Here is a 15,839-nt window from a genome sequence, read left to right as displayed (position 1 = left end):
GGTTAATCTAATTTAAATTAGATACGTAAAAACATACTCTATAATGTTTTTAGTTCTTTATGTTTACATGTTTTTAGCAACTCTATCACTCTATACACCTCTGAATATGCCTTCAAATCCTCTGGCGATTCTTTACAGAGTTGGCATAACTTTTCGGAATTTACCATTGCTCGCTCCATGTCTCCATTCTCTGTCAAGTACTTATAGAGGTTGGTGCGTATGAAATAGCGTTTGGTCTTTTCATAGCCCGGCATATACTTCTGCAATTCGGGGAGCAGTTGGTCGTAACTTTCGTATCGCCGACAAACCACATTGGGCAGAAAATGGAGCAAGAACCAAAACCCCGTGCAAGGATTGGTTTCTATGAACATCACCCTTCCGGCATATTTCTTCTTGCTGTACTCCTTTTTGGCCCGCTGATACAACTGCATTTCAGATGGAAACTGAAACAGCCTGTCCATATCAAACAGACATACGATGTAATCATATTGCTTGTTCAGATAGGATTCTACCAGTTTCAGAATGTGGTTGATGTCGCTGTGTTGTGGAAAATCAGGCGCGACCTTAAAAGGATAGCGACACGCAATTCTCAAAGAATCGAAATAGAACCATTCCGTTTCTCCCTCACCTATGATGGCGATACTCTTTGTTACTGTTCGCCCCATATCTTTAGTCGTTTAAGTTGATATATTGACTGCCGAGGAATGGTAGCTTTACCAATTTGCCCTGTTTGTAGGCATTGTATGGGGAAAGGTTCTTGTGCAGCCCCAAAGAAGACAGACGCACAATTTTAGTTTCTCCGAGTTCGTCCTTATCGGTGAACCATATTGTATCACGGCGGATGAAATCCTCATTGAGAAGATTGATGTCATGTGTTGTCAGTAGCATTTGAGATGTTCCTTCGCTGTTTGCTAAAAATACTTTCAGAAAGTAAGCCAACAGTTCGTAATGAATACTTGTTTCCACCTCATCTATAGGCACAAAGCGATTGGTCTTTAATAGGAAATTCAAAATCACTGCAAGTCCCATAAACCGCATAGTGCCATTGGACTCGTATTCCTCGGACAATTCATATAAGTTATCTCCTGCTTTATGCTTGAAGGTAAGTTCGGTATTTGTGATTTTTCCTTTTCGGAGCATTTCAGCTTTTGCTTCATTACCGATAGGAGCATTCTGAATGAGTTGTTCCAATTCCGGTGTAATCAGTTCTTCCTCTTCATGCAGAATAACATCTTCAATATTGAAATCAGAGGCCTTCAGAAAGTTCAGGATGAATTTCTTTAAGTCTCCATTCTCATCCTTATCCAAGCGAGATTTAACATATCCCGAAAGTAGCATACCGGGGGCCAGAATATCCTTTATCTGTTTGGCAAAGTAATCGTACACATCGTTCAGCCTTGTTCGCTCCACATTGCTTTTCCCGAATGCAGCCAACACACTACAGTTGTTGATTGTGTTGCCGGAAATCACGTCTTGGCTTTTCTTTGTCAGTTTTAGATTGCCTCCAAAATCTATGGTTGTAGAGTCTGTTTCCGCATCATAACTGCGACTATACAATTTTGTCGGACGAATGGAGTCATATACAATCAATGTTTCTGAATAGATATATTTGGCGTCCAATTCAAAGTTGAGGATGTACTTCGACTGATTGATATAGAATACCATTGACATTTTCGTTGTTTCATTCCTCGAAGTGTTATCAAGCATAAAAGGAACAACGCCTGTTTTTTCGTTGCGGTCTTTCGGCATCCTCAGAACCTGCATCCGGAAAAACTCAATGGCATTTAATATATTGGTTTTGCCGGATGCATTGGTGCCATAGATGACACCTACTTTCAACAACCTAACCCCATCCTTAACTTCATACGAATACTCATCGGACATAAAGGTGTCTGACGAAGGCTCAAAACTTATTTTTTGAGGTGATTTAATGGAGAAAAAATTTTCGACACTAAACTCTGCTATCATAATCGTTGAATTTACTAAGTTGTACGATGCAAAGATACGAATAAAATCCAAAACTACGCTCTATAAACGCATTTATCGTAAAAAAACTACCTAATAAACACATAAAGTCCACAAATCATTGCTTGTCGATGGCTAAAAATGGATTTTCAGACTTTTCTTGGGCGTATTGACAAGCATTGAGGACTTTTCTAAAGGAATTTCGGAAAACATATGGTATCAATCTTCGATTTGATAGTTTTTCTCAGATTAAAATTGTACCTCTGCGAGTGGAAAAGTGTTCTTTTGATATAATGCAAGACGATGTGAAATGCAGAACCTTGCTCGTTTCTAAATCGTTACCTGTCAAGAAGAAAACCTTCGCAAGCTGCTTAAATTCAGCGATAAAGACAATCCTATATGTCTTGCCACGTGTGTGGTCAGGTTTTTCTTTATGCCGCAGAAATCGGCGATTTCCTTGAGGTAGCTGTTCATTTTCTGGTTGCACATGACAGGCAGGCAGCATCCTTTCTTTATGCAGACCGGATGTTCCCTGTATTTCTCTAATATGGCCAGTGGAACGGGCAGCAGCGGGATGTTGCTGATGGAAGACGCTTTTCTGCGGTGTTCCAACTTGACTCTTCCCTTCCTTATCCACCAGTCCCCGAGATTGTCCTGTACCAGGTTTTCACCACTCAGAGTGGCGACATCGGAGAACGCCAGACCGGTAAAGCACGCGAAGACAAATATGTCCCTGACCAGCTCGAGCCGTGGGATGGTGAATTTCTTTTTCATGAGGGTCTGCAACTCGTCGTAGGTCAGGAATACCGGATCGGTCTCGTCCTGTTCCATCTTGTAACCGTAAAAGGGATTCTTGCGCATCCATTCCTTTGCCAATGCCATGTTGGTGAATTTCTTGAAACATTTCATATAACGGACTATCGTGTTACGGCACAGTCCCCCCTCCGTTTTCAGGTAAATGTCAAACGCACGGATGAACTCCGGTGTCAGCTCATGGAAGGTGATATCCTCCTTGCCATAATAAGAAGGGATAAGCCGCTGCAATTTCTTCACCACGTTCTTGTACCGGTTGATCGTGACGGGAGAGTAGTCTATGCCTGCCAGTGTTTCCATTTCCCCGATGCCTTCCATCATGGTACCGAGCAGTGTACGCATTCCGGTGTCTTTCCCGAAGACACGTTTCAGGATCAGTTTCGGGGTAATCAGGGCCTGTTCCAATACCAGTTCCTTGTGTTTTTCCAAGGCGCGTGCGTGCAGTTCGGCAATATAGGCGTTCAGTGCCACTGATGCCCTGTCCCTGCCTTTACTGCATCCTTTGGCGGCGTTCCATAAGTTCAGGGGCACGCTTCTTTGGATACGTACATCGTCATAGTCTCCATTGATGGTTATCCGCATCAATACCGGTGCCTCACCGTTTTTCAACAATTTCGTTTTAAGCACGAAAAACAGAATGTTCATTGTTCCTTGTTTCATCACTTTTGTTTTTTGAGGTTTACATTCAATTGTTTCGTCAAAACCGGATGGCATGAGGACGTGGAGCGAAGTGTTAAATTCGGTGGCTTTTTTGAGGGACTTGCGGAAAAGCCATAAAAATCCCATTTTTCTCAGGTTCGAATTGCCTTTTGTATCCCGGGTTCGATTCCTTTTTTTTATCCCGATGGGAAATACCGATTTTTTTAATTTCTTTCACATTTTCAACTCCATCCGGTCATGTGTGCAAAATTACTTTTTCACACCGGAGATTGGAATTGTCAAATAGTTGAAAAACAATGAAGTATGATACATATTTATGGCTTTTTCAAAAGCCTTAAAAAAAGCCACTGAATTGGCGAAATCCAACTTCACAAATATGTAATGAAATGCGTAGCGAGGGTAAAAAAAGAACCCTTGAACTATCTCTAATTCAAGGGTTTTCTAAAATTGAAAAGCTTTTTGGTGGTGCCACCAGGAATCGAACCGGGGACACAAGGATTTTCAGTCCTTTGCTCTACCAACTGAGCTATGGCACCATCATGTCGTTTTGTATATCGTTGTTTCGATTACGGGTGCAAAGATACGGACTTTTTTGATATATGCAATAGGTGGCGGTGGATTTTTTGAAAATATTTGAGGGTAGAGGTGAAATTAGCTGCTATAAGCAGGGTAAATAGGGGGAGCGTGTAGATAAATATGGATTTTTACTTATTTTTGGAAGCGGGTAGAGAATGATTAATAAGCTATAGATATGAAGAAAGTAATTTGGAGTATTGTTTTAAGTTGGGTATGTTTGGCATTTGCTGCTGGGATAGGAACTCGTGATGCGGTGTCTGCCTGTGATGGGAAAGTGTATAAAAAAGGGGATAAGATTATGTTTGGTGTCCCTAAGGTTTCCGGATATTTGTTTGTTAGGACGTTTACAAAGGATGGGAAGATTTCTACGATGCCGAAAGAGAATCTGGCTAGTCAAGAGGCGGTGATCGTTGATATTCCAGATTACGATAAGAAACTCTTTGAGGGTATGGGCGTTTATTCTGAGGAAGAAACGCATCCTCTTGTCGTGGTAGAGCTGGATGGACGGCGTCTTTGTATAAATATTAATGATGCGCTTAGTCAAGGGAATATTGTTTCGGAATATTTTAAAAGCGAAGTTGAGGGTGTGGTCGATTTAACGTCCGATCTCTTATTTGTTTATGCGCTTAAATTAAATAATGTGACAGTTGATGACGATGTGATAGTAAGGTATATGGCTCATTGTGACAAGAATCTGGTAGAGAAAAATCAAGCCGATCCATTTACTATGGCGGATCTTAAGAAAGAATATGCCGCTAAATTGGAAAAGGCGTTAGGGGACGTTGATTTTAGTAAGGTGTTTCGTATTGAGAGTCAGTCGGAGATGTTACAATATGATATGGATAAGCAGATCTTTCCACTAAAAGGGTTGTGGTGCCCACAAATTAAGACAGACCAGCCGGATGCGTTGGCTAAGATTGGCTTTTGTAAATGGGATGATTGTGTCTTTCGATTTGTGAATATACCAGAGTTCATGAATGTCCCTTGTGAGACGGCTCGTGCGAAAGGGTTTTATGATATGAGGAAAGTCGGAAAAGTGCCTACTTATAATAAGCCGCTGGCTACTTCTTATACTTATATCCGTTTCTTGGATAAGAAGGTACAGCTTCCCGAGAAAAAGAATAAGGTCTATCATAACGGTGATATAAAGAGTATGTCTTTGGCTGATTTGTATGGGAAAATGGCTATAGAGGCGCAAATTATAAAGATGGATGTTTATCACTTACCTTTCTTGAAGATAAGTGATTTTGAACTCTTCTATAATTATTTAGGATCCATTGAAGTGAAATAATAGGAAAACGGTCCGTCCCCCAATAAAAATGAGACGGACCGCTTTGCATTCGTGAATTCAGAGCGGATATTTCTTTTTAGTTTAGTGAGTTCCAACCTTGCGCCTTAAGCTCGACTTCACCTCCGTCACGACCGACAAGATAATTGCCTAACTCCGGCTTTGTTATATGACCGATCACCTTAATACCTTTCATTTCCGACACCTTATTATGATCTGCTAAAGGAACAGTGAATAAGAGTTCATAATCCTCACCTCCATTCAATGCCGCGGTTATCAGATTCATGTTAAACTGCTCTGCCATGGCTGCGGTTTGGTAATCGATAGGAATACGATCTTCGTAAACTCGGCAACCTACATTACTTTCTTTAGATATATGAAGCAACTCCGAAGAGAGGCCGTCGGAGATATCCATCATGGAGGTAGGAACGATTCCTGCTTGGTCAAGAACCTCGACAATGTCTTTGCGGGCTTCCGGTTTTAATTGGCGTTCCAACAAATATTCTTTACCAGAGAAATCGGGCGTGAAATCTTTCTCCCCATTAAATATGCTTTTCTCCCGTTCCAGTAATTGGAGACCCATGTAGGCGGCCCCTAAATCGCCGGACACGCAAATAAGATCGGTCTCCTTGGCTCCGTTTCGATAGACAACTTTACCTTTCTCTCCCTCGCCTAGGCAAGTGATGCTGATCGCTAACCCTGTGCGTGAGGCGGAAGTGTCGCCACCAACGAGATCTACGTCATAGATATCACAAGCGAGTTTAATGCCCTCGTAGAATTCTTCGAGATCTTCTACACAGAAACGTTTGGAAATACCCAATGATACCGTAATCTGTTTCGGGCGGCCGTTCATGGCGTAAATATCGGAGAAGTTTACGACTGCGGATTTATAGCCGAGATGTTTCAACGGCACATACATCAAATCGAAATGAATACCTTCCAGCAAAAGGTCTGTCGTAACCAATACTTGCTTGTCTGTGTAATCTAGTACGGCTGCGTCGTCACCAACACCTTTCAACGTACTCGGATTTTTAAGTTCTATTTTATCGGTGAGATGACGGATTAACCCGAACTCTCCCAAAGTCGATATTTCTGTTCTATTGCTCATAAGATTGTTAACGTAATATAGGATGATTCTTTATTCTTGTATCAATATGTTTAACTATTAATTCTTGAAATTGTTTTTCCCGGTCCATACAGAAACCCACCGTAATAGGCAAACAATATAAATGAGAAAACCATTCCATGGGAAGCGAAGGAAGGTCACGGAGTCGGGCGGCATCTTTCTCCGTGATGATTATCAATTTACTTGTAGAAGTCAACCGCTTGAAGGCCGTTTGTATTTTCTGGATGTCATGCCGATCGAAGGCGTGATGATCCGGAAAGATCAATGAGGTGACATGCTCCGTATATTTATGGATCTCTTTTTCGAGAGGTGCCGGGGATGCGATACCGGATACCAATAAAACCTCTGTAGTAGAGGCCAGCCCTTTTAATGTGCGTTTGGGGGCTTTACCGGAAAAGACGGGTTCCAGCTCCCCGTAAAGAATACGGCTGAAATAGAGCTCTTGATAAGCTGAGAGATGTATATCCTCCTCTATGATCCGGAAGTCTATAGGTTGTATACATGACTCACATTTCGTGACAATGATCACGTCCGCACGTCGAGCGCCATCCATAGGTTCCCTTAAACGGCCTGCGGGTAAGAGCTTATCTTGCGTATAAAGACGGTGGCAATCGGTTAAAAGGATGTTCAGCGTGGGGGCGACGTATCGATGTTGAAAGGCATCGTCCAGCACGATCACTTCCGGGCGCTTATTCTCTGGCAGAGCCAATAGATTGCGGATACCCCTGCGGCGATCAGCGTCTACGGCAACGAGAATATCCGGAAACTTACGTTTCATTTGGTACGGCTCGTCACCGATATCCTTGCTGGTACTTCGCTGATCGGCCAACAAGAAACCAGAGGTTTTCCGTTTATAGCCACGGCTGAGTACAGCTACCCGGTATCGGTCTTTTATCAAACGGATGATGTATTCCGTATGAGGGGTTTTTCCGGTCCCCCCGACAGTCAGGTTCCCCACGCAAATAATAGGCAGATCATACCGCTCTGTCCGAAGGACTTTCCAGTCGAACAGCTGATTCCTGAATCTCACCCCGATTCCATAAAGGAAAGAGAATGGAGTGAGGAGTTTATTGAACTTAATCGTATGATCTGTCAGCATGGTCCAGTTATTATAACGGTTTCATATCGTAAGGCATACGAGCTTGGATTCCGCAATTCGTCTTGATATTATTCAACGTCTTGAAGTACTCGAACTCATTACCCAATACATTTTTGACGATAGAGAGTTTCACCTCTCCGAGCTGGCTTTCCAAGAACTCGTCCAAGAAATTTTTGGAACCGCTGACGGTAGTTACGCTATACTGATCCAGATCAGCCAACCCCGCCGCTGTGCTTATAGCTAATTCAATACCGCCCAGCTCATCGACCAAACCTCTTTCTTTCGCTTGCTCACCCGTCCAGACCCGTCCTTGTCCGATAGCGTTGACCGCTTCGGTAGTCATACCTCTACCTTCGGCGCAGCGGGAAAGGAACGTTTGGTAGCCTCTTTCCACGTATCCTTGTATCAGTGCTTTCTCACTCTCGGTCATGGGACGGGAGAGGTCTCCTAAGTCCGAGAATGTGTTCGTCTTTACGATGTCCGTGGTCAACGCTAGTTTCCCGAATAATCCGGAGGCGTTCGGGAACATGCCGAAGATACCGATGGAACCGGTCAACGTATTCGGTTCGGCGATGATCTTATTAGCGGCGCATGAGATATAGTAGCCTCCCGAGGCAGCTACGTTGCCCATGGAAACGACCACAGGTTTCACCTTTTTCAACTCGACAACTTGACGCCATATCTGCTCGGATATATAAGCGCTACCTCCCGGGGAATTCACACGGAATACCACGGCTTTCACGTCGTCATTGTTTTTTAGCTTGATAAGCTCATCGGCCATTTTCTCCGTGATACTTTGTTCGATATCGTAAAAGTTGCCGGGTGTTTGCGCCTTAATCTCGCCTTCGGCGTAAAGTACAGCTATCTCCGGGGCATTTTTGGTGGGTGATGCCTTGAGGGTTTTCATTTGAGCTAAGTTGGCCGATCTCAGTTTCTCTCCATTTTGTCCGGCTAACTCTTTGACATATGCTTCTACCTCCGGCTTATACTTCAATTCGTCTATAAAGCCACATTCTACCGTTTTCACCGGGTCCGCGAAGAAAAGCCCCTCATTGGCGTAATGGTTGATATCGTTCACGCTGATGCCGCGTGATTCGGCGATGCCTTCGGTTATATTATCCCAGATGGTGGAGATATACGATTGGATTTGCTCCCGGTTCGCCTCGCTCAGCTTATCCAGCATAAAGGGCTCCACGGCACCTTTGTAGGTACCTACCTTAAAAATCTGCATCTCAATACCGACCTTATCCATCAGTCCTTTGTAGAATAGGGTTTGCGAGGCGAGTCCCGTCAACTCAAGGATGCCTTGCGGATTCAAGAATACCTTATCGGCTACGGAACAAAGGAAGTAATTCCCTTGCGTGAAATTATCGGCGTAAGCTACCACGAACTTGCCGCTTTCCTTGAAGTCTATCAGCGATCGGCGGATTGCCTCCAAGCTGGCGCTACCCGAGGAGAGAAGCCCCGATTCGATATAAATCCCTGCGATCTTGTCATTCTGTTTCGCTATCCGGATCGTCTCGAGCAGGTCCTTCAGTGACAGCATGTTTTCCTTGTCGCCCATCAAGGCGGAGAATGGATTCTCCGTCGGGTTATCCGCCAGCGTCCCGTCTAGCTTGATCTTGAATACCGTATTGCTCTTGGGGGTGTAATCAGGTGTGCTACCTACGGTGGCGATATATCCTATAGTCATGGATATCAATACCGTCAGGATTATTCCCATTGCCAACATAACGCCTAGCGTTGAGGCAAACATCATTTTAAAGAATTGTTTCATATCTATTGAAAACTAATTAGATGACAAATGTACGAAAATTTCCTCTACGTCCCGGTCGTTGAGGCATACTTGTTGGTAAACATCTCGCAGAAGCTCCGGGTTGATCTTCTTGAAATCTTTTTCTAAAGGGGTGATGAAAAGACCTCCGATATCGGCAGCTCCCGGGCTGGACAGGAGATGGTCGTCGCCCTCGGCCTCGTATTGCCACGGGCGGTGGCGCTTGCGGGGGATCATGGTGATTACCCACTGATTGTCGTAATAGGAGCCGAAGAGATTCATCATCGGCTCGGGCTCGCCGGGGGGAAGCGGCAGGGCGGCGTAGATCTCCTTGAAGAGCCGGGTGGCGGCTTCTTCGGTGGCGGCTTGGATGACGAGGCCGGGGCGGAGGTTGCCGGTGAGTGGGTATATACGGTTGTCGTATACACTCGCATACGATTGTCGTATAAATTGGGTTACCTCTTCATCCAGCGGCATGATGCCCCGTGTCACCGCTTGGAAGTGGGCATGATCCGGTGCCGAGGCTCCGCTACGGGGTCCATTGTAGAAGACGGTGAAGGGAGTGAGTCTCCTTGTCAGTTCCAAGAAGTCATTCCATTGCGGCAATATCAGTTGCGGGGTATGTTTCCGGGTAGGGATCGTGAAATGCTGGGGGAAGATCGGGTAGGGGTTGCACAATACCAGATGTCGAAAGCCGAAAGGCAGTCGCTCCTGTTCCACCGGCAGATTCTCGGGACATAGGAAGCACTTGCGTTCTTTTAGGGATCGGGCATCTACCTTGGCCCCGGTGGAAACAATACGGGCGGGATTGAATTGCGCACGTATCGAGAACCCTCCCATATCGAAGGATTTTACTTGCACGGCCTCCAGCGCCTTATAGTTCTTCTCGGCCAATGGCCATGTCACGAGTTGCTTGGCTAATAATTCGGTCGCTTGTGATGAGCTGACCCAGTTGTTTGGTTTCATTGTCTTTCCATGTTTAAGCGGGCCTCGAGTTCCCAAGTCCTGATTTTATCCTTATATATATTATGGTTGTTCATTTTTACGACATCCAATGAGGCGTCGGAGTTATCTTCCCAACGGCGGCAAAGGTATAAGACGTCGTAGATCCGCCCGATCGGGTATTCACGGCTGATACGTAGGCCGAGGGCGTAATCTTCTCCGTAACTGGTGTTCGGGAGGTTTAGTTTCCGTAGCAAGGGTGTATAAAAGGCTCGGGGCGCTCCAAGCCCGTTGATGCGGAGGGCGTTATTGCGGCCGTTCTCGGGAGTCCATTCTTTATGGTCGATAATTCCGGGCGGGATGGTTCGCATATCGAAATCGGTCATTCGGTAGGTTCCGACCACCATGGCGCATCGCTGCTCGTAGAAGGCTTCCACGATCTTACGCAGGGTATGCTCGTCACTGTATACATCATCGCTATCCAATTGGATGGCGAACTTGCCGCAAGCCGGATGGTGTATTCCTATATTCCAGCAACCCCCGATGCCGAGGTCGTCACGCTCCGGCTGGATATGGATAATACGAGGGTCCGTGGCGGCGATCGCTTGGATTCGCTCGGAGGTGCCATCCGTGGAATGATTATCGATAATGATTAGGTTGAAAGGGAAGGACGCCTCTTGTCGCAGTACGGAACGGATAGCGTCCTCGATCGTCCGTACACGGTTACGTACAGGGATAATAACGGAGGCTTCCGTTTGAAATGTCTGCTCGTCAAAACGGACTGGCTTGAAATGAGGGGGCAAGTAGCCGCCTATCATCTTTAGGTGATCTGTACAGGCGGCTTCCATCTCGATCTGTACGAAGCGGTTCTTGGGATCTACATAGTCGAACATCTTCTCTCCGGATTTCCGTAAATCATTCTCTACTTCTGTATATAGATATTCGTTGATATGCGTCAGCGGAGCGTTTTGGGAGACTTTCAGGCGCAAGTCGTAGAGTCCGGCGAATGTATATTCCGTATCCATGGAGGCTATGGCGTTTTGTAGCGTGGAAGAACGATAAAGTAGGAGGGAGCCGAAATTGAAATCATCCCTAAGACTTCCTTTCTGGTAATCGATCACCGGATGGGGGTTGAGTTTGCCCTCCTTCTGCTCGTAATAATCGGAGTAAACCATACCGGATCTCGTATCGTCGGCGATGGCGACAAAACGCTCTAGGGCATACATGCCTAATTGAAGCTCTTCAGTCTTCGTATAAATTAACGTATAATGGGCACTGGCATAGCCGGCTATTTCCCGGAGGGTCTTCGTGCTCCATATATTCTCCGTGCGGATTAAATTGCAGGGATAAATAGCCTTGGCGTGGGGATCGTCCGTGATTAGATAGATCTGACTCACTAAGGACGACTCGGCCAATTGCGCTACCGTTTGTCGTGTAGCCTCTATTTTTCCATAAGGGATAAAGCAATTGATTCGTTTCATTGTATATACTGTATTTTATTTTGTTGTTGAATGGAGAAAAAGCGTAAGATGGACTCCATGAGTCGATTTCGTTCCGACGGTGTTTGAAGCGCCTCGAATGGGAAACCGAGCGAACAAGTCCGGTATTTTCCTTCATAAACGATTCCCGCCCCGATATTGTTCTCCGGATATCTCAAGATGGTATGGGCGAGCTTATCCGCCGGAAGTACACCGTCTACCGACTCGATCGAGTAGCAAATAGGGTTCGGACGTGTCCGGAACGTGTATCTGCCGTTTATATATCCGTAAGGGGATGCGCAACTGTTTACGATTCCCTCCTTGCTGGCATTACGGCTAGCCAACTTTCCTTTTAGTACCTCCTCGACGAACGTACGGTCTTGTGCGTTGCCCCAGCTGTCGGAGAAAAGATTCGTCCCGCTTACAAGCAAGTTGCCGCCTTGGGCAAGGTAACCGCGAAGCGTATCCTGTAAAACGGGAGTGATAACCGGTTGGCGCTGTTTTCCTAAAATCAAGTCAATAATCGGATACGTATCCGGCTTTACGACTCCCTCGGCCAAAGATTTATGGCTACATGAAACAAAGGAATAACCGGTCCCGGCCATGGCCTGCCCATGTATGAAAGGATAATCGAAGGTATTGCCCGCTATGACTTGGCCTGCGTAATTGTTGTAACTATCCCCATGCCCGTTATTATCATTGCTGTTCCATGTGGCGGAACGGTGGAATTCGAATTGATCCCCGATAAATGCGATATCATTCAGATAAGGCACTCCCCGGTCGACGGCATAAAGAAAGCCGGCTAAACTATCCGCCGCACTCTCGAAACTGGCTGGACCGCTGATCCTGTCGAATCCATTGACGATTAATACCGTCTTATCCTTTTCACCTTTAGGAGACCGGTAAACACTTACGATCTCGGAAGGGAAACTGATGCCTCCCTTATTTACGGCAGCTACCTTATAACTATGGATAATACCCGTCTCAATTGGAAGAATGATTTCTTCTCCTTTTACGAGCGTCCCGTTATCGAATCCACCGCTGTCTTTTCGACTATAAAGGATATAGGCGGTTGGTGAGGCACTCTCCTCAAGAGTATCCTGTACGGCTTTCCAGCCGATTCTCACTTTATTCGTTTCTACGAGCTCCGTATACAGACGATCGGGTGGGAGCGGTTGTACGATAGGCTCCTGTTTATTCTGGAAACAGATATAACGGAGCATCCCTTTATAGATCGCCCTACAGATAAGGAAACGGAAGCGTGGGTCTAACCCGTAACGCATATCGGCGAAGTTTTGATGGGATAGTAATTCTAATAGCATCGTTGGGACATCGGGAATACGTGCCTCTATATAAGATTGATTCCACATGCCCCGGCGGCTCCATTGAGGATTGTAAACCTTGCGGACATCGGACAGGATCTGTGTTTGGATCATGTCGGTTAGGTCTCTGGCGATCTCCCGGCTTTTCCGGTTGGTGTAGATTCCGTCGTTGCTTTTAGACATATAGATGCCGAGTGTCCCTATAATTGAGTCATCCGGGGTGGTTCCTGCGTCGGAATGGAATGCGAAGGCCATGTCGATAGGGATATGGGTCTGTTCTTTTAAATAATTAACCCATCGGGGACGTGCGTAAATGTCGTCTTGATAATCATTGCGGAAAGTGCTTTTCGAATAGATACTATCCGGTATTCCCGCCCATTGTAGCCAATATCGGGCCGCCTCGGTAAACCGTGGATACCCACTTGTCTCTGCTTCTATCGGATAGGGACTTTCTAGCGGGCTACGTGCGATGTTCCCCATGCCGCCACCGATCTTGATTGCGTCTGCCGTGATAATCTTTCCCGATTTATTGCTTTGATTCGTTAATACGATTCTCTCATGGGCTTGTTCATGTGCCGTGAATTTGAAGTTTCCCAGATAGATCCAAGTCCCACCCCCCATTGTTTGATTGACGGCGATTGTGGTTTCCCCTCCGGCATGATGGATGGTATACAGTGCCTGCTCTGTGCTGTTCGGAAAAGATTGATAGGAGGCATAGACCGCGTAATTCCCCGATTCCGGAATTTCGGGAATCCACTCGATGAGACTTTCTTTTCCTTTCCTCTGTGTGACCGTCTGCCGATAGGTACCTTGCGTAAAAGGGTTCTCCCCATTCGTATAAGTAGCTTGAATATGCCCAAATCCGGCTTTCTCCCCATCCGACCAAGCTTTCTCTCCATCCAATTCCTTATACTCGGATCCCGGAGTAGAGCGATCATTGTCGATAATGATTTCGTGTATTTGAGTGTCCCTTTCCCGGGGGATAAGAATAGTCGCTCCTGCGTTTTCAAGCATCGGGGTCAGATAAGGAAGAACAAAACTCTGCGTAAATAAGTCCTCCACGGTGCCGAACATGCGAGCCCGTTGCCATTCCCAGCGATGGGCGGTCTGGGCGTAATATAAACCATGGCTTTGCCAAAGGGCGATATGACGGTTTTGTAATCCGTTTTTTATCTCATGAGGGCTGGATAGGCTACGGGTTAGCGGGTATTTGCTCTCTTTAATGGAGTATAGCCTCTTTTTGTTGGGACGTCCTTTTCTGTCGTATTCGGGAATCAGGCTCTCAATGTCTGTACCTCGGGTCAAGATGACGATCTTGGAGGCATTGGGGAATAGGGGAGCTATACTTGCGTAAAGCTCAGAAACGTTATATTCCCGAAAAGGGATGTCCTCCAAAGCTTCATTGGCGAAAAGCGTGACTTTCTTCTTCTGTATGAGGATGGAGTCAATCTTAATGGTGCGTGAAGACACATATTGCCTTGCGAAAGAGTTTAGCTTTTGATCCAATTGCTTTTTTAAGCTTTCACTATCCTGCCCTTCTGCCGGAAAGCTCCAGAGAAAAATGGATAGTAAGGATATGATGATCCTAACAGGATAGGAGAGTTTTTCTCGCATATTTTTATAAATATTATTGGCTGTCTTATTTCTACAAATTTACGGAAAATCTCCGTAATAACCTCATAAAAAGCCCAGATTGGCGCAATTAAAATTGAATATGAAGAAGGTAGGGGCAAATTGTGGATATTGGGAGAAGTCAAATCTATGTGAACGGCAGCAAGGAGAAGAACGGATTTGTCCCTATCATGGGACGGGTAGTGATTAACGGGACGATGGTGCGGTTCAGTTCAGTTGCGAGCGAACTATTCGTGTTCATGGTCAAGACGCCTATCTGGAGAATGATTATCCCTTCTTGAAGTGTCGGGTTTGCGATAGTATCTCAATGGGAAACGGTGGTAAAGTCAATGGGATAGAGGTGTTATCTCAATGACTTTACGGCCGTGTCCCATAGGCTTTTTTTGTATCCCGGATAAGTTGGTAGGGGATGGTTCAGGGCGCAAAGGGCGCATCTTTGCGAGGTTTGTAAAACTTTTATATTATAAAAAAATTAGCGTCTTACTTATTATATAGATGGAGTAATATATTTTTTTTGTAAAATGTTTTTGCGAACACGTAAAGATGCGCCCTAATGCGCCCTGTGATTTTTTTTGAAGATTTTCTTGATGTCTTAAAGTATAGATAGACAGTTGTTTATGTAATACTGTTCTCTTAGCCCTTTTTTAGTCTTTGGGGCGATATAATCGGCCTAAACTCACATTTACGTGGCCCAAAAGCACGTGTACAGAGCGATTTTCTCGTGATTCCATGAGCAGAAAGCCGTTTTTCCCGTGTGATTTCCTCTCGTCGCTAGGACCCTGTTTATCGTTTTTATACGTGTAAAAGCACTCGTGAGAGCCCTGTTTTCGGTACACGCGGTGACTCGTAAGTTAAAAAAGAGCATCACGTATTATTTAATGTACGCAATCCCCCTCGTGAAAAAAAGCCTAAAAAATAATGCCCGATAAATTTGGATCGTATGTTTTATAGCATTACTTTTGCACCCGCATTCGAGAGAGAACGGCGCTTCAGAAATGATGGAAACGTGGAGGTATCCTTGGGTAGGGGATGAGGTTGGCTGGGCCAAGCGATAATTTCCAACCGCCCGGAGATCGGCTTGAAAAAAAACTTGAAAATTTTTCACCGAAAAATTTGGAGATTAAAAAAAAAGTCCTTACCTTTGCAGCCGCAATCGAGAAACGA

Annotated in this window: 10 protein-coding genes, 1 tRNA gene and 1 pseudogene; 2 read left to right on the top strand and 10 right to left on the bottom strand. The window is 45.4% G+C overall.

Features of this window, described 5'->3' with window-relative positions; all coding sequences use genetic code 11:
• Window positions 1-38: 38 nt before the first annotated feature.
• From DWX33_RS11345 to DWX33_RS11330, 4 genes are all read right to left on the bottom strand, one after another.
• On the bottom strand, window positions 39-665 hold the full coding sequence (locus DWX33_RS11345) for an RloB family protein (RefSeq protein ID WP_122380426.1): 627 nt from the start codon (window positions 663-665) through the stop codon (window positions 39-41).
• Window positions 666-669: 4 nt separating this feature from the next.
• On the bottom strand, window positions 670-1,968 hold the full coding sequence (locus DWX33_RS11340; RefSeq protein WP_122380425.1) for an ATP/GTP-binding protein: 1,299 nt from the start codon (window positions 1,966-1,968) through the stop codon (window positions 670-672).
• A gap of 342 nt (window positions 1,969-2,310) precedes the next feature.
• A complete protein-coding gene (locus DWX33_RS11335; protein ID WP_122380424.1) occupies window positions 2,311-3,438 on the bottom strand; it encodes a site-specific integrase in 1,128 nt (375 codons plus the stop codon).
• Window positions 3,439-3,898: 460 nt separating this feature from the next.
• Window positions 3,899-3,974, bottom strand: a tRNA-Phe gene (locus tag DWX33_RS11330).
• 215 nt (window positions 3,975-4,189) lie between these two features.
• On the opposite strand from DWX33_RS11330, the gene DWX33_RS11325 reads away from it, so the two are divergent.
• A complete protein-coding gene (locus DWX33_RS11325; protein WP_122380423.1) occupies window positions 4,190-5,305 on the top strand; it encodes a DUF4852 domain-containing protein in 1,116 nt (371 codons plus the stop codon).
• Between the two features lie 76 nt (window positions 5,306-5,381).
• On the opposite strand, the gene thiL is transcribed toward DWX33_RS11325, so the two are convergent.
• The 6 genes from thiL to DWX33_RS11295 are packed head-to-tail and all read right to left on the bottom strand — an operon-like array spanning window position 5,382 to window position 14,657.
• Window positions 5,382-6,410, bottom strand: a complete 1,029-nt coding sequence (thiL, locus tag DWX33_RS11320) for a thiamine-phosphate kinase (protein WP_122380422.1) — start codon at window positions 6,408-6,410, stop codon at window positions 5,382-5,384.
• A 7-nt stretch (window positions 6,411-6,417) separates the two neighbouring features.
• Window positions 6,418-7,527 (bottom strand): tetraacyldisaccharide 4'-kinase, encoded by a 1,110-nt coding sequence (gene lpxK / locus DWX33_RS11315; RefSeq protein WP_005858414.1) that lies wholly within the window; start codon window positions 7,525-7,527, stop codon window positions 6,418-6,420.
• Window positions 7,528-7,537: 10 nt separating this feature from the next.
• A complete protein-coding gene (sppA, locus tag DWX33_RS11310; RefSeq protein ID WP_122143938.1) occupies window positions 7,538-9,286 on the bottom strand; it encodes a signal peptide peptidase SppA in 1,749 nt (582 codons plus the stop codon).
• 30 nt (window positions 9,287-9,316) lie between these two features.
• Window positions 9,317-10,267 carry a DUF4922 domain-containing protein gene (locus DWX33_RS11305; protein ID WP_122380421.1) on the bottom strand — a complete coding sequence of 317 codons (951 nt, stop codon included), beginning with the start codon at window positions 10,265-10,267 and terminating at the stop codon, window positions 9,317-9,319.
• Window positions 10,264-11,724, bottom strand: a complete 1,461-nt coding sequence (locus tag DWX33_RS11300) for a glycosyltransferase family A protein (RefSeq protein WP_122380420.1) — start codon at window positions 11,722-11,724, stop codon at window positions 10,264-10,266. The genes DWX33_RS11305 and DWX33_RS11300 overlap by 4 nt, the downstream gene beginning before the upstream one ends.
• Window positions 11,721-14,657 (bottom strand): xanthan lyase, encoded by a 2,937-nt coding sequence (locus tag DWX33_RS11295; protein WP_122380419.1) that lies wholly within the window; start codon window positions 14,655-14,657, stop codon window positions 11,721-11,723. Before DWX33_RS11295 ends, DWX33_RS11300 begins: the two co-directional genes overlap by 4 nt.
• Before the next feature lie 119 nt (window positions 14,658-14,776).
• On the opposite strand from DWX33_RS11295, the pseudogene DWX33_RS23160 reads away from it, so the two are divergent.
• Window positions 14,777-14,887, top strand: a pseudogene (locus tag DWX33_RS23160) (integrase); the annotation flags it as partial.
• Window positions 14,888-15,839 lie beyond the last annotated feature (952 nt).

It is taken from the genome of Parabacteroides sp. AF19-14, assembly GCF_003635485.1.
GTDB classification, from domain to species: domain Bacteria; phylum Bacteroidota; class Bacteroidia; order Bacteroidales; family Tannerellaceae; genus Parabacteroides; species Parabacteroides distasonis.
The sequence above is the reverse complement of the archived record's forward strand: the minus strand, read 5'-3'. Positions and strand labels throughout refer to the sequence as shown.

Coding starts and splice junctions, on each gene's coding strand:
- DWX33_RS11300 (WP_122380420.1), bottom strand. CDS start 11,724: ATGAAACGAATCAATTGCTTTATCCCTTATGGAAAAATAGAGGCTACA.
- DWX33_RS11345 (WP_122380426.1), bottom strand. CDS start 665: ATGGGGCGAACAGTAACAAAGAGTATCGCCATCATAGGTGAGGGAGAA.
- DWX33_RS11305 (WP_122380421.1), bottom strand. CDS start 10,267: ATGAAACCAAACAACTGGGTCAGCTCATCACAAGCGACCGAATTATTA.
- sppA (WP_122143938.1), bottom strand. CDS start 9,286: ATGATGTTTGCCTCAACGCTAGGCGTTATGTTGGCAATGGGAATAATC.
- DWX33_RS11340 (WP_122380425.1), bottom strand. CDS start 1,968: ATGATAGCAGAGTTTAGTGTCGAAAATTTTTTCTCCATTAAATCACCT.
- thiL (WP_122380422.1), bottom strand. CDS start 6,410: ATGAGCAATAGAACAGAAATATCGACTTTGGGAGAGTTCGGGTTAATC.
- DWX33_RS11295 (WP_122380419.1), bottom strand. CDS start 14,657: ATGCGAGAAAAACTCTCCTATCCTGTTAGGATCATCATATCCTTACTA.
- DWX33_RS11325 (WP_122380423.1), top strand. CDS start 4,190: ATGAAGAAAGTAATTTGGAGTATTGTTTTAAGTTGGGTATGTTTGGCA.
- DWX33_RS11335 (WP_122380424.1), bottom strand. CDS start 3,438: ATGAAACAAGGAACAATGAACATTCTGTTTTTCGTGCTTAAAACGAAA.
- lpxK (WP_005858414.1), bottom strand. CDS start 7,527: ATGCTGACAGATCATACGATTAAGTTCAATAAACTCCTCACTCCATTC.